Source organism: Haloglomus irregulare, from assembly GCF_007421925.1.
GTDB classification, from domain to species: Archaea; Halobacteriota; Halobacteria; order Halobacteriales; family Haloarculaceae; genus Haloglomus; species Haloglomus irregulare.
In genome coordinates, this window is the sequence record NZ_QMDX01000002.1 from 318,281 (window position 1) to 341,018 (window position 22,738).

General features: G+C 68.9%; 18 protein-coding genes and 2 pseudogenes. 15 read left to right on the forward strand and 5 right to left on the reverse strand.

Features of this window, described 5'->3' with window-relative positions; genetic code table 11:
* Positions 1-392 (reverse strand): annotated as a pseudogene (locus DP107_RS19865) (hypothetical protein); the annotation flags it as partial.
* A 365-nt stretch (positions 393-757) separates the two neighbouring features.
* Here DP107_RS19865 and DP107_RS19870 point away from each other — a divergent pair.
* On the forward strand, positions 758-904 hold the full coding sequence (locus DP107_RS19870) for a hypothetical protein (RefSeq protein ID WP_185977182.1): 147 nt from the start codon (positions 758-760) through the stop codon (positions 902-904).
* Positions 905-952: 48 nt separating this feature from the next.
* On the opposite strand, the gene DP107_RS05410 is transcribed toward DP107_RS19870, so the two are convergent.
* Complete coding sequence (locus tag DP107_RS05410; protein ID WP_144261124.1) at positions 953-1,558, reverse strand: LURP-one-related/scramblase family protein; 606 nt, start codon at positions 1,556-1,558, stop codon at positions 953-955.
* A gap of 94 nt (positions 1,559-1,652) precedes the next feature.
* On the opposite strand from DP107_RS05410, the gene DP107_RS05415 reads away from it, so the two are divergent.
* Complete coding sequence (locus DP107_RS05415) at positions 1,653-2,117, forward strand: MaoC family dehydratase (RefSeq protein ID WP_144261125.1); 465 nt, start codon at positions 1,653-1,655, stop codon at positions 2,115-2,117.
* 66 nt (positions 2,118-2,183) lie between these two features.
* Positions 2,184-5,105 (forward strand): annotated as a pseudogene (uvrA, locus tag DP107_RS05420) (excinuclease ABC subunit UvrA); the annotation flags it as partial.
* Positions 5,106-5,337: 232 nt separating this feature from the next.
* On the opposite strand, the gene DP107_RS05425 reads toward uvrA, so the two are convergent.
* Complete coding sequence (locus DP107_RS05425; RefSeq protein WP_144261127.1) at positions 5,338-7,161, reverse strand: sensor histidine kinase; 1,824 nt, start codon at positions 7,159-7,161, stop codon at positions 5,338-5,340.
* Between the two features lie 5 nt (positions 7,162-7,166).
* Positions 7,167-8,621, reverse strand: coding sequence for an ATPase domain-containing protein (locus DP107_RS05430; RefSeq protein ID WP_144261128.1), 1,455 nt, complete (start codon positions 8,619-8,621; stop codon positions 7,167-7,169).
* 231 nt (positions 8,622-8,852) lie between these two features.
* Between DP107_RS05430 and ahaH the strand changes: the two genes are divergently transcribed.
* The 12 genes from ahaH (at position 8,853) to DP107_RS05490 (ending at position 21,036) form a co-directional block, all read left to right on the forward strand.
* On the forward strand, positions 8,853-9,185 hold the full coding sequence (gene ahaH, locus DP107_RS05435; protein ID WP_144261129.1) for an ATP synthase archaeal subunit H: 333 nt from the start codon (positions 8,853-8,855) through the stop codon (positions 9,183-9,185).
* A complete protein-coding gene (locus tag DP107_RS05440; protein ID WP_144261130.1) occupies positions 9,172-11,490 on the forward strand; it encodes a V-type ATP synthase subunit I in 2,319 nt (772 codons plus the stop codon). The genes ahaH and DP107_RS05440 overlap by 14 nt, the downstream gene beginning before the upstream one ends.
* A 389-nt stretch (positions 11,491-11,879) precedes the next feature.
* Positions 11,880-12,116 carry a hypothetical protein gene (locus DP107_RS05445; protein ID WP_238330791.1) on the forward strand — a complete coding sequence of 79 codons (237 nt, stop codon included), beginning with the start codon at positions 11,880-11,882 and terminating at the stop codon, positions 12,114-12,116.
* Positions 12,117-12,139: 23 nt separating this feature from the next.
* Positions 12,140-12,724, forward strand: coding sequence for a V-type ATP synthase subunit E (locus DP107_RS05450; RefSeq protein WP_144261132.1), 585 nt, complete (start codon positions 12,140-12,142; stop codon positions 12,722-12,724).
* The gene (locus tag DP107_RS05455) at positions 12,721-13,779 is read left to right on the forward strand and encodes a V-type ATP synthase subunit C (RefSeq protein WP_144261133.1); all 1,059 of its coding nucleotides are present in this window, start codon (positions 12,721-12,723) and stop codon (positions 13,777-13,779) included. The genes DP107_RS05450 and DP107_RS05455 overlap by 4 nt, the downstream gene beginning before the upstream one ends.
* A complete protein-coding gene (locus DP107_RS05460; RefSeq protein WP_144261134.1) occupies positions 13,776-14,096 on the forward strand; it encodes a V-type ATP synthase subunit F in 321 nt (106 codons plus the stop codon). The genes DP107_RS05455 and DP107_RS05460 overlap by 4 nt, the downstream gene beginning before the upstream one ends.
* Position 14,097: 1 nt before the next feature.
* Positions 14,098-15,870, forward strand: a complete 1,773-nt coding sequence (locus DP107_RS05465; RefSeq protein ID WP_144261135.1) for an ATP synthase subunit A — start codon at positions 14,098-14,100, stop codon at positions 15,868-15,870.
* Between the two features lie 2 nt (positions 15,871-15,872).
* Positions 15,873-17,291 (forward strand): ATP synthase subunit B, encoded by a 1,419-nt coding sequence (locus DP107_RS05470; protein WP_144261136.1) that lies wholly within the window; start codon positions 15,873-15,875, stop codon positions 17,289-17,291.
* Positions 17,292-17,499: 208 nt separating this feature from the next.
* Positions 17,500-18,906 carry a wax ester/triacylglycerol synthase family O-acyltransferase gene (locus tag DP107_RS05475; RefSeq protein ID WP_144261137.1) on the forward strand — a complete coding sequence of 469 codons (1,407 nt, stop codon included), beginning with the start codon at positions 17,500-17,502 and terminating at the stop codon, positions 18,904-18,906.
* Between the two features lie 61 nt (positions 18,907-18,967).
* Positions 18,968-19,606, forward strand: coding sequence for a DUF7504 family protein (locus DP107_RS05480; RefSeq protein WP_144261138.1), 639 nt, complete (start codon positions 18,968-18,970; stop codon positions 19,604-19,606).
* A 26-nt stretch (positions 19,607-19,632) separates the two neighbouring features.
* Positions 19,633-20,337 (forward strand): V-type ATP synthase subunit D, encoded by a 705-nt coding sequence (locus DP107_RS05485; RefSeq protein WP_144261139.1) that lies wholly within the window; start codon positions 19,633-19,635, stop codon positions 20,335-20,337.
* 288 nt (positions 20,338-20,625) lie between these two features.
* A complete protein-coding gene (locus tag DP107_RS05490; protein WP_144261140.1) occupies positions 20,626-21,036 on the forward strand; it encodes a DUF6276 family protein in 411 nt (136 codons plus the stop codon).
* A 160-nt stretch (positions 21,037-21,196) separates the two neighbouring features.
* On the opposite strand, the gene glnA is transcribed toward DP107_RS05490, so the two are convergent.
* Complete coding sequence (gene glnA, locus DP107_RS05495) at positions 21,197-22,549, reverse strand: type I glutamate--ammonia ligase (protein WP_144261141.1); 1,353 nt, start codon at positions 22,547-22,549, stop codon at positions 21,197-21,199.
* Positions 22,550-22,738: the final 189 nt, after the last annotated feature.

Consider the following 22,738-nt stretch of genomic DNA (forward strand, 5'->3'; position numbering starts at 1 on the left):
TTCGCGGGCCCGACCACCGCGAGCAGGTCGTTCTCGTGGTCCAGCTTCACGTCGTACACGTCGAACAGCGTCGGGTCGCGGTCCGCCAGTGGGTCCCGCTCGTCGACCAGCAGCGACGGGTCCGCCGGGTCCGAGATGTCGACCACCGCGAACCCGTCGGTCGTGGCGCAGTAGGCGGTCGCCCCGTCCGGCGCGGTGACGGCCTCCTTCAGGCGCTCGACTGGGAGCCGTGCCAGGACCTCCGTCCCTTCGGCCGTCGGCGTCGTCTGCCGGGGCGTGAACGTCGGGGTCGATGTCCCCTGGGCGTCGGCCGCACCGGCTGCTGGCCGGGCCGGGAGGGCACCTAACCCGGCGAGCGCCCCGGACCGCCGCAGGAAGGCGCGCCGTCGCATCGTCGGTCGGAGGTGCGCCCCCGTTCTATCCGTTGTGGTCGTGGGCCGGCACGCTACCGGCCGCCGTCGCGGGTCCCACCCGCTCGGGGAGCCACCGTCGACCTCGACGGTCTCCTCGGACGCGTCGCTCCCGCCCCCGAAACGGACGAACAGTAGCGACGCGGCGACGGGGACGAACACGCCGACGGTCCCGAAGCGGGTCTCCGCGTCAGGTCCGGCATCGGCGCCCCGTGCCCCCGGCCCGTCCCCGGCGTCATGGCCGCCGTTCGAGCGACGGCGACGGGAGCAGATCAGCCGCGCGCGGCCGTTCTCCCGACGCGAAAACCCCCGGCCGTGTATATACGTCCGCATCCACTAGATAGCGTATGCAACCATCTCCACGCACCGACGAAACGGAGGTCCTCCGGCGCGCGCTCGGCGAGGTATCGAACGCCCGGGCCCGCTACCATCTCCGACAGGCGCTGCAGTACACCGTCGCCGCGGACGTAGAGTGCGACGACCAGGCCGACTGAGGCCGACCGTTCCGCCGCGCGATCCCCCCGAAGCCCCGACCCCTCGGCTCAGTTCTCCTCCAGCGCGTCGATGGCGACGGCCGCCGCCATGATGGCCTCCCGCGGGACGTCGCCCGTGTCGCTCAGACGGACGTCGTAGCGGTCCCGGAGCGAGAACCGCTCCTCGATGGTGCCCATCTCGCGGCCCGAGGCGCCGGTGATGCTGTACGAGTGCGGAAGGATACTCAGAACCCCGACGAACTCCTTCAGCGCCATCACCGCCGCGGACTCGGACTCGATGGTGGCCCACAGCTCGCCGCCGGGCGACCGGATGCGGTAGACGTGCTTGAACAGGGTGAACTCCTTCTCGATGACGGCGAACGTCTCGCCGGAGGCCTCGTCGACGAGGTTGTAGTCCCCGGCGACGTCCATGATGTTCTGGGCCTTCACCCGGAACGCCACGTCGCCGTCAGGCGCGCTGAACGGGAAGTCCTCCTTCATCCGGAGCCGCTTCTTCCTGCCCCGGAGGACGACCCGTCCGTCCGCGTCCTCGACCGTGTACTTCGAGCGGATCAGGGCCTGCGAGACGACGTACGAGTCACCCGAGAGGTCGATGTCGCCGATGACGTCGTCCGCCTCAGCGGCCGCCGTGGTCGCGACCTCCTCGTCGGTCATGCCCGGCAGTCGGACGTCCCCCGGCATAGGTCTTCCCGCCGGGGGCCGCCCGCGTCGGGGGATACTTGACCGCCGGGTGCGACCGCTCGGCCACATGCGCTACTACGAGGACATGGCGGTCGGCGACGTGACCGAGCACGGCACCTACGAGATGACGAAGGAGGAGATCATCGAGTTCGCCGAGCAGTACGACCCGCAGCCGTTCCACACCGACGAGGAGGCCGCGGAGGAGTCCATCTTCGGCTCGCTGGCGGCCTCCGGCTGGCACACCGCCAGCGCCTGTATGCGGCTGCTCGTCGACGGCGTGCTGGAGGACCAGGCGTCGCTCGGGGCCGCCGGCGTCGACGAACTGCGGTGGAAGCAGCCGGTCTACCCGGGCGACGAGCTCACCGTCCGCGTCGAGACCATCGAGAAGGAACCCCACCCCACGGACCCGACCCGTGGCCGCGTGAACTCCCGGATGACCGGGATCAACCAGGACGGCGAGGCGGTCATCTCGTGGGTCGGCCTGGGGATGGTGCAGCGGCGCGAGCCGCTGGACGAGGCCCCAGGGGAGTAGGCTCCCACGCCGCTCGCGAGGGCGCGACCGACAGAGGTTTTCGGGCGCCACTCCAGCCCTTCACCAATGAGCAAGGAGTCCATCGAGGTCCGCGGCGCCGAGGAGCACAACCTCAAGGACCTCGACGTGCGAATCCCCCGCGAGGAGTTCACGGTCGTGACCGGCCTCTCGGGGTCGGGCAAGTCCTCGCTCGCCTTCGAGACGGTCTACGCCGAGGGCCAGCGCCGCTACATCGAATCGCTGTCCGCCTACGCCCGGAACTTCCTGGGCCAGATGGACAAGCCGCAGGTCGAGACCGTGGAGGGGCTCTCGCCCGCGATCAGCATCGACCAGAAGAACGCCGCCAACAACCCCCGCTCGACGGTCGGGACGGTCACCGAGCTCCACGACTACCTCCGGCTGCTGTACGCCCGCGTCGGGACCCCGCACTGCCCGGAGTGTGGCCGCGAGGTCGGCGAGCAGTCCGCCTCGAACATGGTCGACCGCATCCTCGAACTGCCGGAGGGGACCCGCGCCAAACTGTGTGCGCCGGTCGTCCGCGACCAGAAGGGGGCCTTCGCCGACCTGTTCGACGAACTCGTCGCGGAGGGCTACTCCCGCGTCGAGGTCGACGGCGAGGCGTACGACCTCGCCGTGGAGAAACCGGACCTCGACGAGAACTACAACCACACCGTCGACGTGGTGGTCGACCGCGTGAAGGTGTCGCTGGAGGCCCGCTCGCGCATCACGGACTCCGTCGAGACGGCGCTGGACGAGGCCGACGGCGTGCTGAAGCTGGTGCTCCCGGACCCGCCGGCGGACGCGGGCCTCGGCAGCGAGACGCGGTCGACGGGCGACCTCGCGGGCGACGAGGGCGAGGACACGGCCGACGACCGCCTCGTGGTCTCGTTCTCTGAGGAGCTCGCCTGTACGCACTGCGGCATCGACCTGCCGGAGATCGAGACGCGGTCGTTCTCGTTCAATTCCCCCCACGGTGCCTGCCCGGAGTGCGAGGGTATCGGCGAGACGAAGGAGGTCGACCCGGAGCTCGTCATCCGGGACCCCTCCAAGCCGCTCCGGGACGTGTTCGAGCCGTGGAGCTACTCGCGGTCGTACTACCGGACGCGGCTGGACGCGGTGGCCGAGCACTTCGAGGTGCCGCTTGACACGCCGTTCGAGGCGCTCGACCCCGCGGTGCAGGACGCCTTCCTCTACGGGACGAGCCAGGAGGTCGTGTTCAAGCGCCGGACCAAGAACGGGACCCGGCGCAAGCGGAAGCCGTTCGAGGGCGTCATCCCGAACCTCTCGCGGCGCTACGTGGAGACGGATTCGGACGGGACCCGCGACCACATCGAGAACTACATGGCCACCACGACCTGCCCGGCCTGCGAGGGGTCGCGGCTGAAGCCCGAATCCCGGGCGGTGCTGGTGGCGGGTACGTCGCTGGCCGAGGTGAACCGCCTCTCGATCGGCGACGCGCTGGCCCACTTCGAGGGGCTGGAGGACGAACTGACCGAGCGCGAGCGGACCATCGCCGAGGAGATCCTCAAGGAGATCCGCGCCCGGTTGGGGTTCATGGACGAGGTCGGGCTGGAGTACCTCACCCTCGACCGCGAGGCCTCGACGCTGTCGGGTGGCGAGAGCCAGCGCATCCGGCTGGCGACGCAGGTCGGCTCCGGCCTGGTCGGCGTGCTCTACGTCCTCGACGAGCCCTCCATCGGGCTCCACCAGCGCGATAACGACAAGCTGTTGGACACGCTGGAGGGGCTGCGCGACCTCGGCAACACGCTCGTCGTCGTCGAGCACGACGAGGAGACGATGTGGCGCGCGGACAACGTCATCGACATGGGGCCCGGCCCGGGCAAACGCGGCGGCGAGGTCGTCGTCAACGGCGACGTGGAGGACGTCATGAGCGAGCCCCGCTCGGTCACCGGTGACTACCTCGCCGGCCGGCAGGCCATCCCGGTCCCTGAGGAGCGTCGGGAGCCGGACGGCCACATCCACATCCAGGGCGCCCGCCAGCACAACCTGAAGGACCTCGATATCGACGTGCCACTCGGCAACTTCACGGCCATCACCGGGGTGTCGGGCTCCGGCAAGTCGACGCTACTCCACGAGATCCTCTACAAGGGGCTGGTCCGCCGGATGAACGACACGGACGTCTATCCGGGCGAGCACGACGACATCGACTACGAGGGGGTCGAGACGGTCCGGCTCATCGACCAGTCGCCCATCGGTCGCACCCCGCGTTCGAACCCCGCCACGTACACCAGCGTCTTCGATCACATCCGGGAGCTGTTCGCCGAGACCAACCTCGCCAAGCAGCGCGGCTACGCGAAGGGCCGCTTCTCGTTCAACGTCAAGGGCGGCCGCTGCGAGGGCTGTGGCGGCCAGGGCACCGTCAAGATCGATATGAACTTCCTCTCCGACGTCTACGTCCCCTGCGAGGACTGCGACGGCGCCCGCTACAACGACGAGACGCTGGACGTCACGTACAAGGACGCCACCATCGCGGACGTGCTGGACATGAGCGTCGGGGAGGCCTACGAGTTCTTCGAGGGCCACAGCGGCATCCGGCGCCGGCTCGAACTCCTGATGGATGTCGGGCTGGACTACATGCGGCTGGGTCAGCCTTCCACCACGCTCTCGGGCGGGGAGGCCCAGCGGGTGAAGCTCGCCGAGGAGCTGGGGAAGAAGGACCGGGGCCAGGCGTGCTACCTGCTGGACGAGCCGACGACGGGGCTCCACAGTGCCGACGAACGCAAGCTCATCGAGGTGCTCCACCGGCTGACCGACGCCGGCAACACCGTCGTCGTCGTCGAGCACGAGCTCGACCTCGTAAAGAACGCCGACAACATTATTGACCTCGGGCCGGAGGGCGGCGAGGGCGGCGGCCGCGTCGTCGCCCAGGGCACGCCCGAGCACGTCGCCCGGCAGGACGAGTCACACACGGGCCGGTACCTCCGCGACCAGCTCGACGTGGACCTGCCCGGGCCCCGCGCCGAACGCGAACGCGAGCGGGACGGGCTCCGGGAGCGCGCCAACGAGCGCGTGGCCGAACTGCGAGGGGAGGGCGACGCCGACCCCGAGGCGGCGGCCGGGGACGACTGAGCCGGGACGGGCCCCGCTGCCGCCGGGGCCAGGTCCGAGCAGACGTAACGCGATAATTGATGATTCTGCCGGTTTATACGAGAGATCAAAGAAATACTATTCGAAGCGGACACGGCCGATTGCTCGGTTGTCAGTCGATACCGTCGTGCTCGACCTCCGGCGGCGGCTCCGCCCGCGGCAGCGACAGCCGGACGACGCTCCCGCGTGGCTCGTTGGCCTCGATGGCGATGTCGCCGCCGGCGTTGGTGACGGTCCAGCGGACGAACCAGAGGCCTAGCCCGCGGGCGTGGTCGAGCGGCGTCTCGTGGCCCCGCTCCAGCGCCTCCCGTTCGAGGTCGCCGATACCGGGGCCGTCGTCGGCGACCTCGATGACGACCGCGTCCTCCGTCGGCCCGACCCGGAGTTCGACGGCCGGGCTCTCCCGGTCGGTGTGGCTGACGGCGTTCCCCACCAGTTCGTTGAGCGCCTGCTCTATGGTGTCGCTGGCGCGACCCCAGGCGACGCCCGGCGCCTCGACATCGAACGAGGCGTCCGGGTGCCGCTCCGCGTTGTCCGCGGCGACCCGGCGGACGAGCCCGGCGATGTCGACCGGCCCGGCCTCGCCCCCGGGCTCGATGCTGTCGTGGAACTTCCGGGTCCGGTCGCTGAGCGCCAGCAGCTCCTCACCGGCCGCCTCGATGGTCGCGGCCTGCTCGGCCGGGTCGCCGGCGCCCTCGGCGATGCGCTGGGCGCGCGCGAGCACGACGTTCATCTTGTTGCGGAGGTTGTGCCGGAGCACGCGGTCGAAGACGGAGAGGCGGCGCTCGCTGTGCCGCAGTTCCGTCACGTCCCGGCAGACGCCGACGACCCCGCCGAACGTCCCGCCCTCCCGGCGGAGCGAGAGGCTGATCTGGTAGGTCAGCCGCTCGCCGTCCGCGGCCGTGACGGTGGTCTCGTGGGTCGCGCGCTCGCGGCCCGTCGTCCGCAGCTCCTCGACCAGCTCCGCCGACTCGACGACGCTCCCCTCGGGGACGATGAGCGAGATATGGGACCCGAGCAGCGTGCTCCGGTCGTAGCCGAGCGCCGACACCATCGCGTCGTTGACGAGGGTGAAGTGGCCGTCCGCGTCGAGCTCGTAGATGGGGTCGGCCGCGGCCTGCAGCAACGCTTCGACCTGCCGCTCGCGCTCGACCTCCTCGGTCACGTCCTCCTGGAAGCCGACGTAGTGGGTGATGGCCCCGGAGCCGTCCCAGACGGGAGCGACCGTCACCCGGCTCCAGAAGACGGTGCCGTCCTTCCGGTAGTTCCGCAGTCGGACGCGGATCGATTCGCCAGCGTCGATCGCCTGCCGCAGCTTCGCGACCGGCTCCGGGTCCGTCTCCGAGCCCTGGAGGAACCGGTGGTTCCGACCAACGTACTCCTCGGGCTCGTAGCCGGTGATGTCGGTGAACCGGCCGTTCCCGTAGATGAGGGGGTTGTCCGGCCGGGTGTAGTCGCTGATGGTGACACCGACGGCGGCCTCGTCGATGGCCCGGCGGAACAGCCGGAGCCGGTCGCGTTGGCTGGCGAGCGCCCGGGACATCGACCGGGTGCGGGCGAGCGAGTCGACGCGCGCGTCCAGTTCCATCCCGTCGGCCGGGAGTTCGACCACGCCGTCGACGACCTCGCCGAGCGCCTCCCCCAGCCACGGGGTGTCGGCCGGCTGCCCGCGCAGCAACAGCAGGACGGGGAGCTGGACCGGTTCGGCGTCGCCCCGGCGCTCGCGCAGCGCCGCTGCCGTCCGCCGGTGCCACGCCGAGTCGACGAGACAGAGGTCGAACTCGGGCCACTCCTCGTCCGGCGCCGCCGTCAGCACCTCGTACTCCTCGCGCAGCCGCTCGGCGAACAGCTCGCGGTCGCGGTCCCGGGCGACGAGCAGCAGGAGCCGGAGCTGCTCGCCCGGTGCGGCCACGTCCTCCCTGTTCGTGAGTGCCATCCGACTCAGCTGTCCCGTTCGACCCGTTCGGGGGTCCCCGTGAGGATCCCCCGGAGCCCGGTCATCGGCTCGCCGATTTCGAGACCGTCACTGTCGATGGAGAGCTCCCGGAGCGTCGGTTCGAAGCCGCTCAGTCGCTTCTTCAGGACGCCGACCGACTTCCGTATCTCGCCCGAAAGCTCCAGGTATCGGAGGAACAGGACGGAGTCGGCCAGGTAGCTGATGTTCTCCTGGGTGGTGCTGAACTCCCCCGTGATGCGCTGTTGCTCCTCGACGAGGACGACGGTGACACCGACGTTGCGGAGGTAGCGACAGAGCGCGTGGAGGTGTTCGGTCAGGCCGTCGTCGTCGCGGAGCGAGAGGCGGTAGCCCGCGGTCCCGTCGATCATCACCAGTTCGGTGTCGTTGGCCTCGACGTCCGTCCGGACGCGGTGGGCGAACTCGTCGGCCGAGAGGTTCATCGGCTCGACCGGGTCGATGCCGAGCAGCCCGTCCTCGATGGGCTCGTCGAGTGGGATGCCGAGCGACGCCGACCGGTGGCGGAACTGCTTGGCCGGCTCCTCGAACAGGTAGACCGTCGCGCGCTCCCCGCGGGCGGCGGACTGCCGCAGGAAGTGGCTCCCGGTGGTGGTCTTCCCGACCCCCGACGGCCCCGTGATGAGGGCGACGGTGCCGCGCTCGATGCCGCCGCCGAGCAGCGAGTCCAGCTCGTCGACACCCGAGGAGAGCGTCTCGCTGGTGAACTCGCGGTCGTAGTCCCCGGGGACCAGCGACGGGTAGACGGTGAGACCGTCGCCGCCGATGCGCATCGCGTGCGAGCCGCCGCGGAACGTCGACCCGCGGAGCTTCTCGACCGCTATCCGGCGGCCGGTCTGCCCCCGTGAGAGCGTGATGATACCGTCCCCGAGGAACTGGAGGTCGTCGTCCGGCCGGCTGGCCGTCGGCTGCGTGGTGTACAGCGCCGTGACATCGCGGTCCTTGAGGAACGCGGTGAGCGACGCCATCTCCTGGCGGAACTGGTAGTCGTCGGGGGCGAGCTGTCGGAACTGCGTCAGCGGGTCGATGACGACCCGCTCGGGGTCGCGCTCCCGGACCGCCTCGACGATCTGCTCGGCGGGCTCCCGCCCCTCGACCTCGGCGGGCTCGAACGCGCTGTAGCTCCGGTCCTCGACGAACCGGTCCGCGGTCGGGCTCAGATCCAGGATTTCGACGCCGTCCAGGTCGAACCCTAGACTCGCCGCGTTCCGCTCGATGTCCTCGACCGGCTCCTCGAACCCGACGAACAGCGGGCGCTCCCCGGTCTCGGCCCTGGCAGTCAGGAAGTGGAGCCCGAGAATCGTCTTGCCGGTCCCCGGCGGGCCACGGAGGACGTAGGCACGCCCCGTCGGGAGGCCCCCGCCGAGGAGTTCGTCGAGGCCCGGAACCCCGGTCCCGGCGCGGTCGAAGCGCTCGTCAGCCATCCTCACTGCTCTCCCTGCCGAGGGTGATTCGGAACTGCTCGACGATACATAACGTATTGTAGTAGAACAGGCCGAGCAGGAACAAAAACCTATGCGTCGCCGTCACGCGGCACGGCTCCCGTCGCGCCGGTCGCGGTCCAGCCCCGGAGAGGGGTCCGCCTGGCGGTCGTGCGTGGACCGGAGCTTTCGCAACTACCAAATACACAAGTTCCGAATGCCCCACCGATAAACATGGCCAGGCCGGAAGTTCTCGACCGAGTCAAGGAGGCGGAACGCGAGGCCGACGAGATCATCGAAGAGGCCGAAGCCGACCGCGAGGCACGGATCGCCGAGGCCCGCGAGCGAGCCGAGGAGATCCGCGAGGAGGCCCGCGCGACGGCCGAGGAACTGCGGGATGAACGCCTCGCCGAGGCGCGCGAGGAGATCGAGGCGGAGCGCGAGGCCATCATCGCGGAGGGGGAGGCCGATCGCGAGAAGTTGCAGGCCCGCGCCCGTGAGCGGATGGAACCGGCGGTCGAACGCGTGGTGGACCTGTTCGAGGAGGCGGTCGATGCTCAGACCTGAGAAGATGGGCCGGGTCTCGGTGACGGGATCCAAGGCGGTACTGAACGACGTCGTCGAGACGGCCCACGACCTCAACCTCCTCCACCTGAGCGACTACGACGGCGGCTGGGAGGGGTTCGAGCCGGGGAGCCCGCAGGAGGGCGCCGACAGCGCCTCGGACGCGCTGGTGACCGTCCGCTCGCTCCAGTCCATCCTCGGCGTCGACGAGACGGACGCCGAGAGTCGTCCCGTGCTGCCGGACGACCTGCATGCCGAGATCGAGGAGGTCCGCACGCAGGTCAACGAGCTGGACGACCGCCGCGACGAGCTGGACGACGAACTCCGCGGCGTCGAGGAGGAGCTGGAGACCATCCGCCCGTTCGTCGAGCTCGGCATCGACCTCGACCTGCTGGGCGGCTACGAGAACCTCTCGGTCGCCGTCGGCGAGGGCGACGAGGCGGCGGTCCGCGAGGCGATGGTCGAACAGCCGGGCGTCGATAGCCACGAGACGTTCGCCGTCGACGACGGCGAGACACTCGCCGTCTTCGCCTATCCCGCCGTCGACATCAGCGACGCGCTGGTCGGCGCGCAGTTCACCGCCTACGAGGTGCCGGAGCCCGGCACGGCGGGCGAGGACGTCAGTCCCGAGGGCTACGTCGATCGGCTGGAGCAGCGCCGACGCGAGCTGACCTCGAAGCTCGAGACGGTCGAGGACCGGCTGGAGGACCTCCGCGTGGAGGTCGGCGGCTTCCTGCTGGCGGCCGAGGAGCGGCTGGCGGTGCAGGTCCAGAAGGCCGAGGCGCCTCTCTCCTTCGCGACGACGGAGAACGCCTTCGTCGCCGAGGGCTGGCTCCCGTACGACGAGTACGTGGACCTGGCCGAGGGGCTCCAGGAGGCCGTCGGTGACCACGTCGACGTGGACCTGGTCGAGGTGGCGGAGTACGACGAGGACGGTCGCCCGACCGACTCCGAGGAGATCGCCGGCGGCGCCGGCGGGGTCGGCGACCCGACGGCCGCCGCGGACGGCGGCGACGAGGTGGCCGCGGACGGCGGCAGTGCGCCCGCCTCCGAGGTCGTAACCGACGGCGCGGGCGCGGACGTGGCCGACGGCGCGGGCGCGGACGTGGCGATGGGCGCCACCGGCCCGCCGGTCATCCAGAACAACCCGGCGCCGGTGCGGCCGTTCGAGGCGCTGACGAACGTCATCAACCTCCCCAAGTACGACGAGTTCGACCCGACGGTCATCGTCTTCCTGACGTTCCCGGCGTTCTTCGGGTTCATGATCGGCGACCTCGGCTACGGTCTGCTGTACATGGCAATCGGAGGGGTGCTGTACACGCAGGTGGAAGGCGAGGTGCTGAAGAGCCTCGGCGGCGTCGCGCTGTGGGCCGGCGGGTTCACCGCGCTGTTCGGTATCTTCTACGGCGAGATATTCGGGCTCCACACCGTCTCGACGGTGCTCTGGGAGGGGGTCGTCGGGCTGAAGAGTGCTCCCATGCACAAGGGGCTCCAGCCGGCCGACCTGGGGTACGCACAGGCGTGGATGATGCTCGTCCTCACCCTGGGCGTGCTCCACGTCGGGCTCGGCTACGTGTTCGGCTTCATCGAGGAGGCGGGCCATAGCCTCAAGGAGGCCGTGCTGGAGCACGCCTCCTGGGCGCTGCTGATGTTCGGGGTCTGGGTCTGGGTGTTCAGCCGGCACCTGGCGGCCGCCAAGCCCGACTTCCTCTACCTGGCGTTCAACGAGGTCGGGGCGACCCCGGCCTTCCTCGACCTGTCCGAAGCGGCGACGGAGACACAGGTGGCCTACGAGTTCGGCTTCGCGGGACTACCGGAGGTCGTCGGCCTGGCCGCCCTGGGCGTCGCCGCCGTCGGCTTCGTCCTGCTGGTGGCCGCGGAGGGCGGCATCGCCTTCCTCGAGAGCCTGAACGTCCTCGTGAACGTCCTCTCGTACGCCCGCATCGCCGCGGTCCTGCTGGCGAAGGCAGGGATGGCGTTCGTCGTCAATCTGCTCTTCTTCGGTGCCTACCGGGACAAGGGCGAGTTCCACTTCCTCCTCACCGAGGGGCCACAGGAGGCGCTGGCCGCCCACCCGGATGCGACGATCATGTTCCCCGGCCTGATCCACTCCGGCGTCGCCGCGGTCGTGCTGGGCTTCGTCGTGCTGGTCGTCGGGCATCTGCTGGTGCTGGTGCTCGGCATCACCAGTGCCGGCCTGCAGGCGGTGCGACTCGAGTACGTCGAGTTCTTCCAGAAGTTCTACGAGGGTGGCGGCGACGAGTACGAGCCGTTCGGCTACGAGACGCGGTTCGCTGGCGACGACTGACTCGGCCCGTCCCCGTCCTCTCCCGTTCGTTCTCCACGGACGTTCGGGACAGTACCCGTCACTTGGACGGCGCTCACGTATCCGAGGTTCCCGACGGAGCCGAGCGATGCTGCCCGATAACGGGCGCCCGAACTCTTCGACTATCCCCCAGCGGTGTCGGGCCCAAAAACCGAGGAGGGCGGCGGGGTGCCGCCGGGGCAGCGACGAAATGTTAGGATTATTGCATACACCTGACCGGGGGGAGTTCCCACTGCTGGGGCTGTGCGCCACGGTATCACGGGGGGCAGCATGAAAGGGTTTGAGAAGTTTTATTGGCCGGCTACCCGCAGGGTCGAGTGCTCGGAAGCGACAATCACGGAGGAATCTCAAAACCAATGCTGGAACTCATCATGACGTTCGCGACGTTCGTACTGCAGAGCTCAGAGCCGGCCATCCCGCCGACGGCCGCCGCCGCCCTCGCCGTCGGGCTGGCCGCCTTCGGCGCGGGCTACGCGGAGCGCGGTATCGGCGCCGCGGCCGTCGGTGCCATCGCCGAGGACGACGACATGTTCGGTCGTGGGCTCATCCTCACGGTGCTGCCGGAGACGCTCGTGATTCTCGCGCTGGTCGTCATCTTCGTCGTCTGAACACTTCCACCACTTTTCGATCAATGAGTCTTGATACGGTCGTAGAGGACATTCGAGACGAAGCGCGAACGCGTGCGGAGGAGATCCGCGCGGAGGGCGAGCAGCGAGCCGAGCAGATCATCGAGGAGGCGGAGGCCGACGCCGAGGAGGTCGAGGCCGACGCCGAGGCCGAGGTCGAGCGGACGATCGAACAGGAGCGCGAGCAGGCCCTCTCCAGCGCCAAACTGGAGGCCAAGCAGGCGCGCCTGGAGGCGCGGCGCGAGCTGCTGCAGGACGTCTACGACGACGTCGAGTCGGAGATAGCAGCCCTGGAGGGCGAGCGTCGCGAGGCGCTCACCCGCACGCTGTTGTCGGCCGCGGCCCCCGAGTTCGAGGGCGCGGACAGCGCTCGCGTCCGGGGCCGCGAGGAGGATGCCGACCTGCTCGAGATGATCTGCGAGGACCACGACGGCTTCGAGGTCGGCGAGCCGGTCGACTGCCTCGGCGGCGTCGTGGTCGAGAGCGAGGGCTCGCGCGTCCGTGTGAACAACACCTTCGATTCGGTGCTCGAGGAGGTCTGGGAGGACAACCTCCGGGAGATCTCCGAGCGCCTGTTCGAGGAGCGATGAGCATCCAGAATCAGGGCGGCTCGAACTACGAGTACGTGACTGCACGGGTACGGTCCCGCCGCGCGCGACTGTTCGACGAGGACGACTACCGCAAGCTGACGCGGATGGGGACGGGCGAGATCGCCCGCTTCATGGAGGAGTCCGAGTACGAGACGGAGATGAACGCGCTGGGGTCGCGCCACAGCGGCGGCGACCTCATCGAGTACGCGCTGAACCGGAACCTGGCGGCGAACTTCGAGGACCTGCTCCGGTGGGCCGACGGGCGCCTGTACGACTACACCGCCCGCTATCTCCGGAAGTTCGACGCCTGGAACGTGAAGACCACCCTGCGTGGTATCTACTCCGACGCCGAGCGGGGTGAGGTCGAGGACGACTTCATCCGCGCCGGCGAGTTGGGTGAGGCACGGCTGAACCGGCTGCTCGACGCGGCCTCGATGGAGGAGGCCATCGAGGCGCTCCGCGGGACGATGTTCCACGGGCCGCTCACGGCGGCGCTGGAGATCTACGAGGAGCACGGCGAGCTGGTGCCGCTGGAGAACGCAGTCGACCGCGGGTTCTACGGCCGCCTGCTCGAGGGGCTCCCCGAGGAACCCGACCGCGCGACGGAGCTGTATATCGAGTTCCTCCGCGCGGAGATCGACTTCCGGAACCTGCGCAACGCGTTCCGACTCGCGTACTCCGGCGCCGACATCGACCCTGCCGACTACTACATCGACGGGGGGCGCCTGTTCGACGAGGGTGACCTCCGGCAGCTGGCCAGCAACCCCGACGAGCTGGCCGCCCGTGTCCGGGATTCGCCGTACGGCGAGGACCTGGACGCGGCGCTGGACGGGCTCGAGCGCGCCGAGGGCCTCGTTGGCTTCGAGAACGCGCTCGACGCTGCCCTTTTGGAGTACTCGGACCAACTGTCAAACCGGTACCCGCTCTCGGTCTGCCCGGTGCTCGGCTACGTGCTCGCGAAGGAGCGCGAGGTCGATAACATCCGCGCCGTCGCGCGCGGCCGGGAGGCCGGACTGGGCGAGGACGAGATCAGCGAGGAGCTGGTGATACTATGAGCCAGGAGATCGGTGTCGTCGGGAGCCCGGACTTCACGACGGGATTCCGGCTCGCCGGCGTCCGGCAGTTCGCGAACGTACCGGAGGAGGAGAAGCCGGACCGCCTCGACGAGGCGGTCACCGAGATGTTCGAGGACGACGGCATCGGCATCGTGGTGATGCACGACGACGACCTCGACCATCTCTCACGCACAGTCCGACGCGACGTCGAAACGAGTGTCGAACCCGTGCTCGTGACGCTCGGCGGGGACTCCGGCGGCGGAGCCCTCCGCGAGCAGATCAAGCGCGCGATCGGCATCGACCTGATGGACGAATGATATGAGTCAAGCGACAGACACGACCCCCGAGAGCGAGGGGGTCATCGACAGCGTAAGTGGTCCGGTCGTCGTGGCGACGGACCTGGACGCGCGGATGAACGACGTCGTCTACGTGGGCGACGAGGGCCTGATGGGCGAGGTCATCGAGATCGAGGGGAACCGGACCACCGTTCAGGTGTACGAGGAGACCTCCGCGGTCTCCCCCGGCGAGCCGGTCGAGAACACCGGCGAGCCGCTCACCGTGGACCTGGGGCCCGGGATGCTGGACTCCATCTACGACGGCGTCCAGCGCCCGCTCGACGTTCTGGAGGAGCGCATGGGCGCGTTCCTCGACCGCGGCGTCGACGCCCCCGGCATCGACATGGAGGAGACCTGGACCTTCGAGCCGACCGTCGAGGTCGGCGACGCGGTCGAGCCCGGCGACGTGCTGGGGACGGTCCAGGAGACGGTCCAGATCGAGCACAAGGTGCTCGTCCCGCCGGAGCGCGGGGCCGACGACGACCACCACGGCGAGATCACGGCCGTCGAGTCCGGGGAGCACGACGTCCAGGAGACGGTCGTCGAGCTCGACACCGGCGCCGAGATCTCGATGCACCAGGAGTGGCCCGTCCGGGAGCCCCGGCCGGCCCGGGAGAAGGAGACGCCGACGACGCCGCTGGTCTCCGGCCAGCGCATCCTCGACGGCCTGTTCCCCATCGCGAAGGGTGGGACGGCGGCCATCCCGGGCCCGTTCGGCTCCGGGAAGACCGTCACCCAGCACCAGCTCGCGAAGTGGGCCGACGCGGACATCGTCGTCTACGTCGGCTGCGGGGAGCGCGGCAACGAGATGACGGAGGTCATCGAGGACTTCCCCGAGCTGGAGGACCCGGTGACGGGCAACCCGCTCATGTCCCGGACCTGCCTCATCGCGAACACCTCGAACATGCCGGTCGCGGCCCGCGAGTCCTGTGTCTACACCGGCATCACCATCGCGGAGTACTACCGCGACATGGGGTACGACGTGGCGCTGATGGCCGACTCCACCTCACGGTGGGCCGAGGCCATGCGGGAGATCTCCTCGCGGCTGGAGGAGATGCCCGGCGAGGAGGGGTATCCGGCCTACCTGGCCGCCCGCCTCAGCGAGTTCTACGAGCGGGCCGGCAAGTTCCAGAACCTGAACGACACGGAGGGGTCCATCTCGGTCATCGGCGCGGTCTCGCCGCCCGGCGGCGACTTCTCCGAGCCGGTCACCCAGAACACCCTGCGTATCGTGAAGGCGTTCTGGGCGCTGGACGCCGACCTGGCGGAGCGTCGGCATTTCCCCTCCATCAACTGGAACGAGTCCTACTCGCTCTACCGGGAGCAGCTGGACCCCTGGTTCACCGAGAACGTGGACGAGGACTGGCCCAGCCGCCGCCAGTGGGCCGTCGACACGCTCGACGAGGAGGACGAACTGCAGGAGATCGTCCAGCTCGTCGGGAAGGACGCGCTGCCGGAGGACCAGCAGCTCACGCTGGAGGTCGCACGCTACCTGCGTGAGGCCTACCTCCAGCAGAACGCCTTCCACGACGTCGACACCTACTGCGAACCAGAGAAGACGTTCCGGATGCTCGGCGCCATCAAGACGTTCAACGACGAGGCGTTCGACGCGCTCGACGCCGGCGTCCCGGTCGAGGAGATCATCGACATCGACGCCGCGCCGCGCCTGAACCGGATGGGCGTCGCCGAGGACTACGACGAGTTCATCGACGAGCTCGAGGCACAGATCGAGACCGAACTCGGGGAGCTATACTGACAATGCAGAAGGAGTACAAGACAATCACGGAGATCAGCGGTCCGCTGGTGTTCGCCGAGGTCGACGAGCCCGTCGGCTACGACGAGATCGTCGAGATCGAGACGCCGAACGGCGATATCCGGCGGGGCCAGGTGCTGGAGTCGACCAGCGAGTTCGTCGCCATCCAGGTGTTCGAGGGGACCGACGGTATCGACCGGAACTCCTCGGTGCGGTTCCTGGGGGAGACGCTGCAGATGCCGCTCACGGAGGACCTGCTCGGGCGCGTTCTGAGCGGCTCCGGCGAGCCCATCGACGACGGCCCCGCCATCGAACCGGAGGAGCGACGGGAGATCGTCGGCGCGGCAATCAACCCCACGGCCCGGGAGTATCCGGAGGAGTTCATCCAGACCGGCGTCTCCGCCATCGACGGGATGAACACGCTCGTCCGGGGGCAGAAGCTCCCCATCTTCTCGGCGTCGGGACTCCCCCACAACGACCTCGCGCTCCAGGTCGCCCGCCAGGCGACCGTCCCGGAGGACGAGGGCGACGAGGACTCCGAGTTCGCCGTCATCTTCGGCGCGATGGGCATCACCCAGGAGGAGGCCAACGAGTTCATGGACGACTTCGAGCGCACCGGCGCGCTGGAGCGGTCGGTCGTCTTCATGAACCTCGCGGACGACCCCGCCGTCGAGCGGACGGTCACGCCGCGACTGGCCCTGACCACCGCCGAGTACCTCGCCTTCGACAAGGGGTACCACGTCCTGGTCATCCTGACGGACATGACGAACTACTGCGAGGCGCTCCGCGAGATCGGGGCCGCCCGCGAGGAGGTGCCCGGCCGCCGTGGCTACCCCGGGTATATGTACACCGACCTCGCGACGCTGTACGAGCGCGCCGGCCGCCTGGAGGGTATCGAGGGGTCGGTCACCCAGATTCCCATCCTGACGATGCCCGGCGACGACGACACCCACCCCATCCCGGACTTGACCGGCTACATCACGGAGGGGCAGATCTACGTCGACCGCGACCTCAACAGCCAGGGCATCCAGCCCCCGGTGGACGTGCTGCCCAGCCTCTCGCGGCTGATGGACGACGGGATCGGCGAGGGCCTCACCCGCGAGGATCACGCCGACGTCTCCGACCAGATGTACGCCGCCTACGCCGAGGGTGAGGACCTGCGCGACCTCGTCAACATCGTCGGTCGCGAGGCCCTCTCCGAGCGGGACAACCTCTACCTCGACTTCGCGGACCGCTTCGAGGAGGAGTTCGTCGAGCAGGGGTTCCGCACTGACCGCGCCATCGACGAGACGCTCGATCTCGGCTGGGAGCTCCTCTCGATGTTCCCCAAGCCCGAGCTCAACCGGATCGACGAGGAGCTCATCGAGAAGTACTACCACGAGGACGTCGAGGCCGAGGGCGAGGAAGAGGTCGCTGCCGACTGACGACGGTTTCCAGGCTGTACGCCCTGTCCTCGATGTATAACCGTCATAAATCAACAATAACCGGAATATTCGGGACGAGTACGACGTAACCGGCTTATCGTCCGCGTTAGCTCCCGCCATCGGTAGGTTTCTTTACCTCCCACCGCATCGTTCGGGAGCACATGACCGCGACGGGACTCGACACGACACGCGAGGGGGTACGCCCGCCATGAGCGGGGACTCGCCGGACCGGGAGCCCCTGTCGGGGCCGGACAACAGTTGGCTCCGCATCGGCGACCGGACCAACCTGATGATCATCACCGGCTACCTCGACTTCGACGAGCCCGTGTCCTACGAGGACCTGCGCACGCGGTTCCAGGAGCGGCTGCTCCCGTTCAAGCGGTTCCGCCAGCGGGTCGTCGACGAGGCCACGCCGTTCCGCCGACCCGCCTGGGTCGTCGACGAGGGGTTCGACATCGACTGTCACCTGCATCACGTGGCGCTCCCGGAGCCACAGGACAAGACCGCCTTCCAGCGGTTCGTCGGCGACCTGATGAGCCAGCCGGTGGACCACGACAAGCCGCTGTGGCACGCCTACCTGGTCGAGGGGGCCGGCGACACGGGGAACGCGCTGGTGATGCGCATCCACCACGCGCTCGGCGACGGGTTCGCGATGCTGTACGTGCTGCTGGGGCTGGCCGACGATCCCTCGGAGATCGAGCTGCCGGTCGGCGGGGCCCCGGAGCCGCCGGACCACGCGGTCGATGCGGACGCCACCACGCCCGGACCCCCGGCAGGGAGCCTGACCGACGATGGGCCGGACGTGCTGGGCGCGCTCTCGGCGGCGCCGAGCGCGCTCGTCCGCGGTGCCCGCGCGGCGAAGATCGGTCTCGACTCGGTGACGCTCCCCGAGGAGCCCGACACCGCGGTGACCGGCGAACTCGGGCTGAAGAAGCGGGCCGCCTGGACCACCCCCATCGACGTCGACCGGGCGAAGCGCATCGGCCGCGAGTTCGACGGCACTATCAACGACGTCCTGCTGGCGACCACGGCGGGCGCGCTCCACCGCTACATGGAGGCAACGGGCGACGACGTCCCCCCGGATCTGGAACACCGCGCGGCGATTCCGGTCAACCTGAAGCCGCTGGACCAGCGTACCGAGCAGCTCGGCAACTACTTCGGGTTGGGCTTCCTCCAGCTCCCGGTCGGCATCGACAGCGTTCAGGGCCGCATCGACACCATCGGCGAGCGGACCGGCGCGCTGCGGCAGGGGACCCAGGCGTACCTGATGCTCACGCTGCTCCGGACCGTCGGCAACCTCCCGATGCCGTTCCAGGAGCTGGCGATGTCGCGCTTCCGGGACCGTGCGGGGTCGGTCATCACGAACGTCCCCGGTCCGACGTCATCGTTTCAGTTCGCGGGACGCGAGGTCAGCGACATGATGTTCTGGGTGCCGACCTCGCAGGGTATCGGACTCGGCATCAGCATCTTCAGCTACGACGGCGACGTCCGAGTGGGCGTCTCCTCGGACGCCGGCCTGGTCGACGACCCGACCGAACTGACCGAGGCGTTCGTCGACGAGTTCGAGGCCATCGCCGAGGAGGTGGGGGTCGACCCCATCCCGGCGGACGACTGACCGGCCCCCCGGAGCGGCCACGGGATTGATACCCGCCGCTCGGATAGTACCGAGGATTCGAATGCCCGAGTTCGCCCACCTCGCCGACGTTCCGTCCGCGCTCTCCGGGGCTGCCGCGGTGCTCGTCCGCGCCCCCGGGCTCCACGGCCGGCGGGAGGGGCTCTGTCCCACGCTGTCGCTGGCCGGCACCCCGACCAGCACCGTGGCTGTCACCTACTGCGGGACGGCCGAGGAGTGGCTGACCCGGATGGCGGGCCACCGCGCCACCCTGGACGCCATCCGCGTCGTGACCGTCGGCGCCGCCGTCGAGGGCGACGACGTCTCGGGCCCCACCGTCCTGCGAGTGGAGACCCCGGACGACCTGACCGGCGTGGAGATCGCGGTCGGCGAGGGGCTGAGCGCGCTGCCCGACGGCCACGCGACGCTCTGCCTCGACTCGCTGACCGCCCTCCTGCAGTACGCCGACGTCGAGGAGGCCTACCGGCTGCTCCACCCGCTCGTCGAACGGCTCCACGCCGACCGGGTGGTCGGCCACTTCCACGTCGACCCCGCGGCCCACGAGCCGGAGACGCTCGCCACGCTCGCGGGCGTCTTCGACGCCGAGGTCACGCTCACCGGGGACACCGTCCGGTCCGGACCGCGAGCGGCGTCGGTCCGGACGACCGCACGGGCTGAGAAGTCGGGCTTCGTAAAGCGTTAAGCCGCTGCGGGCGGAATCGCCTGGTAATGGCAAAGGACGTCAAGCCCACGCGGAAGAACCTCATGGCGATCGAGGATCGCATCGAGCTCTCCGAGCGGGGCCACGACACGCTCGAGAAGAAGCGCGACGGCCTCATCATGGAGTTCATGGACATCCTTGACCAGGCCCAGGACGTCCGCGACCAGATGGACGACCGCTACGAACGGGCCCAGCGCGCCATCAACATGGCGCGCGCCATGGAGGGTGACGTCTCGGTGCGGGGCGCGGCCGCGGCGCTGAAGGAGCACCCGGAGATCACCACCCAGTCGAAGAACATCATGGGCGTGGTCGTCCCGCAGATCGAGTCCTCGAAGGTGAAGAAGTCCCTCGACGAGCGTGGCTACGGCGTCGTCGGCACCTCCGCGCGCATCGACGAGGCCGCCGAGGCCTACGAGGAGCTGCTAGAGACCATCATCCTCGCGGCGGAGGTCGAGACCGCGATGAAGAAGATGCTGACCGAGATCGAGACGACCAAGCGCCGCGTCAACGCTCTCGAGTTCACGCTGCTCCCGCAGCTCTACGAGAACCAGGAGTATATCGAGCAGAAGCTCGAGGAGCAGGAGCGCGAGGAGATCTTCCGCATGAAGAAGATCAAGGCGAAAAAGGAGGAGGAGGAGTCCGCCGCGCGCGCCGAAGCCGAGGAGGAGGCCGAGGACGAGGAGGCCGAAGAGCCGGTCACGGCGGACGACTAGCAGGAGCTTCCCCCCGGCTCGGGTTCGGTGGCCCCGCCGAACCGCTCGCCGCAACGGATCAAGATGCCGTCGATCGGCCGGAGCGAAGCTCCGGCAGGGCCCTCGCATCGGTGCGGCCGACAGCCCGAACGTCGTCGGAGCGGGCTCCGACGGAATCGAAACCGCGCCCGTGAGGCGGTACGTATCGGAGGAGCGACCAGTCCGGCCAGCCGCCTCCACGGGTCACCGATCCGCATCCCCCACCTGCGTACCCACACGGGTTTTTACCCTTCCCACAGTAGGGGGAGTATGCGTTGTCCCGTCTGCAATGCGGCCGTTGTGCCGTTCGACGTGCCCGAGGAGTACCGCGGCCACCTCCCCGCCGAGACAGAGCACGCCGGCCTCTGCTCGCGCTGCCTTCGTCTCCACCCCGCCGACGAGGGCGATGGCGACTTCGAGCAACTCGGCGAGGAGTTCCCGCAGGATCCTGACGTCGCGGTCCCGATGGCCATCGCCATCGGCCTGCTGGATTCGCTCGCACTGAACCGTCAGAATATCGAGGAACTGCTGGACGTGGTCATCGAGGCCGGCGTCGACCCCATCCTCACCGTCGACCGACTCCAGACGCAGGGATCGACGGACCCCGCGGTGGACCTGAACCGGCGGATGGAGCAGCTCCAGCAGCTCATCAACGCGAACAGCGAGGAGGAGGCGGCGTAAGCCCGCATCGAGAGGTCACCTGCCGTACACGCGCACTGCAAGGGCCCGTCTCACTGGTGCGAGGGCATGCGGCACACGGGTACTGGGTCTTCAGCTGTGGACTCCTCCGGTGAGTGGTTCGGCGGCTCCGCCGCCGGACCCGAAACCGGAGAGCGGTGCGTTAGAACGTCTCCAGATACCGGTCGATCTCCCACTCGGAGACGTCGACCAGGTAGTCCTGGAACTCGGCGGTCTTCGCTTCGACGAACTTCTCGCCGATATGCGGGCCGAGCGCGGAGAGGATCTCCTCGTCGGCCTCGAGCGCGTCGACGGCCTCGCCGAGGTTCGTCGGCAGGGTCTCGATGCCGTACTCCTGGCGCTTCTGCTCGTCGAACTCGTAGATGTTCTCCCGGACCGGGTCGGGGGCGTCGAGGTCGCGCTCGATGCCGTCGAGCCCGGCGTTCAGGAGCACCGCGAACGCGAGGTACGGATTACACGACGGGTCGGGGAAGCGGGCTTCGATGCGGCTGGCGCCCGGGACACGCGCGGCGGGCTTGCGGATGAGTGCCGAGCGGTTCCGGTCGGACCACGCCACGTAGACGGGGGCCTCGTAGCCGGGGACGAGCCGCTTGTAGCTGTTGACGGTCGGGTTCGTGACCGCGGCCAGCGCCTCGGCGTGCTCGAGGATGCCGGCGAGGAACGAGTGGGCCGTCCCGCTGAGGTCGAACTCGTCGTCCTCATCGTGGAACGCGTTCTCCCCGTCCTCGAACAGGGACATGTGGGTGTGCATCCCGGAGCCGTTGATGCGCGGGATGGGCTTTGGCATGAACGTCGCGTGGAGGTCGTGCTGGGCGGCGATGGCCCGGACGACCGTCCGGAAGGTAGCGACGTTGTCAGCCGTCGAGAGGACGTCGTCGTACTCGAAGTTGATCTCGTGCTGTCCCTGGGCGACCTCGTGGTGCGAGGCCTCGATCTCGAAGCCCATCTCCTCCAGGCCGTAGATGATGTCACGGCGGACGTCGGAGGCGAGGTCCTTCGGCGCGAGGTCGAAGTAGCCGCCGGCGTCGCCGGTCTTCGTCGTCGCGCGGCCGTCCTCGTCCTCCTCGAAGAGGAAGAACTCCGGCTCGGGCGCGACGTTGACCTCGTAACCCAGTTCCTCGGCTCGCTCGATGGCCTGCTTCAGCACGTAGCGCGGGTCGCCCTCGAACGGCTCGCCGGTCGACGTGTTGATGACGTCGCAGATGAGCCGCGCGGACGCCCTGTCCTCGCCGCTTCGCCACGGTAGGGTGGCGAACGTCTCCGGGTCGGGCTTGAGCCGCATGTCCGACTCCTGGATCCGCACGAAGCCCTCGATGGAGGAGCCATCGAAGTAGATACCCTCGCTGAACGCCTTCTCCGCCTGGTCGGCCGGGACGGAGACGTTCTTCACGGTCCCCAGGATGTCCGTGAACTGAAGCCGCAGGAAGTCCACGTTCTTTTCCTCGATCTCGTCTAGCACCCGCTCTGCCTCCGCTGAGAGGTTATCGTTCGTCATTTTTGTCGTCAGCAACTCTCACAACCCCCTTGGATAAAATACTGGCGCTCTGCGCGAGTATCACTCCGCCGAACAAGAGGCAATAACTGCTATAATCATACACTCAGTCGAAAATTGCTCGCTGAGACGGGGTGAACTGCCCGGATTCAATCCGGGGTATCGCGGGGGTACGCGGCGGGGCGTTCGGGG

Bases quoted from the DNA above. Each gene is read 5' to 3' on its own strand.
- DP107_RS05440 (WP_144261130.1), top strand. From the start codon at position 9,172: ATGCTCAGACCTGAGAAGATGGGCCGGGTCTCGGTGACGGGATCCAAG.
- DP107_RS05425 (WP_144261127.1), bottom strand. From the start codon at position 7,161: ATGGCACTCACGAACAGGGAGGACGTGGCCGCACCGGGCGAGCAGCTC.
- DP107_RS19870 (WP_185977182.1), top strand. From the start codon at position 758: ATGCAACCATCTCCACGCACCGACGAAACGGAGGTCCTCCGGCGCGCG.
- DP107_RS05480 (WP_144261138.1), top strand. From the start codon at position 18,968: ATGCCCGAGTTCGCCCACCTCGCCGACGTTCCGTCCGCGCTCTCCGGG.
- ahaH (WP_144261129.1), top strand. From the start codon at position 8,853: ATGGCCAGGCCGGAAGTTCTCGACCGAGTCAAGGAGGCGGAACGCGAG.
- glnA (WP_144261141.1), bottom strand. From the start codon at position 22,549: ATGACGAACGATAACCTCTCAGCGGAGGCAGAGCGGGTGCTAGACGAG.
- DP107_RS05475 (WP_144261137.1), top strand. From the start codon at position 17,500: ATGAGCGGGGACTCGCCGGACCGGGAGCCCCTGTCGGGGCCGGACAAC.
- DP107_RS05430 (WP_144261128.1), bottom strand. From the start codon at position 8,621: ATGGCTGACGAGCGCTTCGACCGCGCCGGGACCGGGGTTCCGGGCCTC.
- DP107_RS05485 (WP_144261139.1), top strand. From the start codon at position 19,633: ATGGCAAAGGACGTCAAGCCCACGCGGAAGAACCTCATGGCGATCGAG.
- DP107_RS05455 (WP_144261133.1), top strand. From the start codon at position 12,721: ATGAGCATCCAGAATCAGGGCGGCTCGAACTACGAGTACGTGACTGCA.
- DP107_RS05410 (WP_144261124.1), bottom strand. From the start codon at position 1,558: ATGACCGACGAGGAGGTCGCGACCACGGCGGCCGCTGAGGCGGACGAC.
- DP107_RS05465 (WP_144261135.1), top strand. From the start codon at position 14,098: ATGAGTCAAGCGACAGACACGACCCCCGAGAGCGAGGGGGTCATCGAC.
- DP107_RS05490 (WP_144261140.1), top strand. From the start codon at position 20,626: ATGCGTTGTCCCGTCTGCAATGCGGCCGTTGTGCCGTTCGACGTGCCC.
- DP107_RS05415 (WP_144261125.1), top strand. From the start codon at position 1,653: ATGCGCTACTACGAGGACATGGCGGTCGGCGACGTGACCGAGCACGGC.
- DP107_RS05445 (WP_238330791.1), top strand. From the start codon at position 11,880: ATGACGTTCGCGACGTTCGTACTGCAGAGCTCAGAGCCGGCCATCCCG.
- DP107_RS05460 (WP_144261134.1), top strand. From the start codon at position 13,776: ATGAGCCAGGAGATCGGTGTCGTCGGGAGCCCGGACTTCACGACGGGA.
- DP107_RS05450 (WP_144261132.1), top strand. From the start codon at position 12,140: ATGAGTCTTGATACGGTCGTAGAGGACATTCGAGACGAAGCGCGAACG.
- DP107_RS05470 (WP_144261136.1), top strand. From the start codon at position 15,873: ATGCAGAAGGAGTACAAGACAATCACGGAGATCAGCGGTCCGCTGGTG.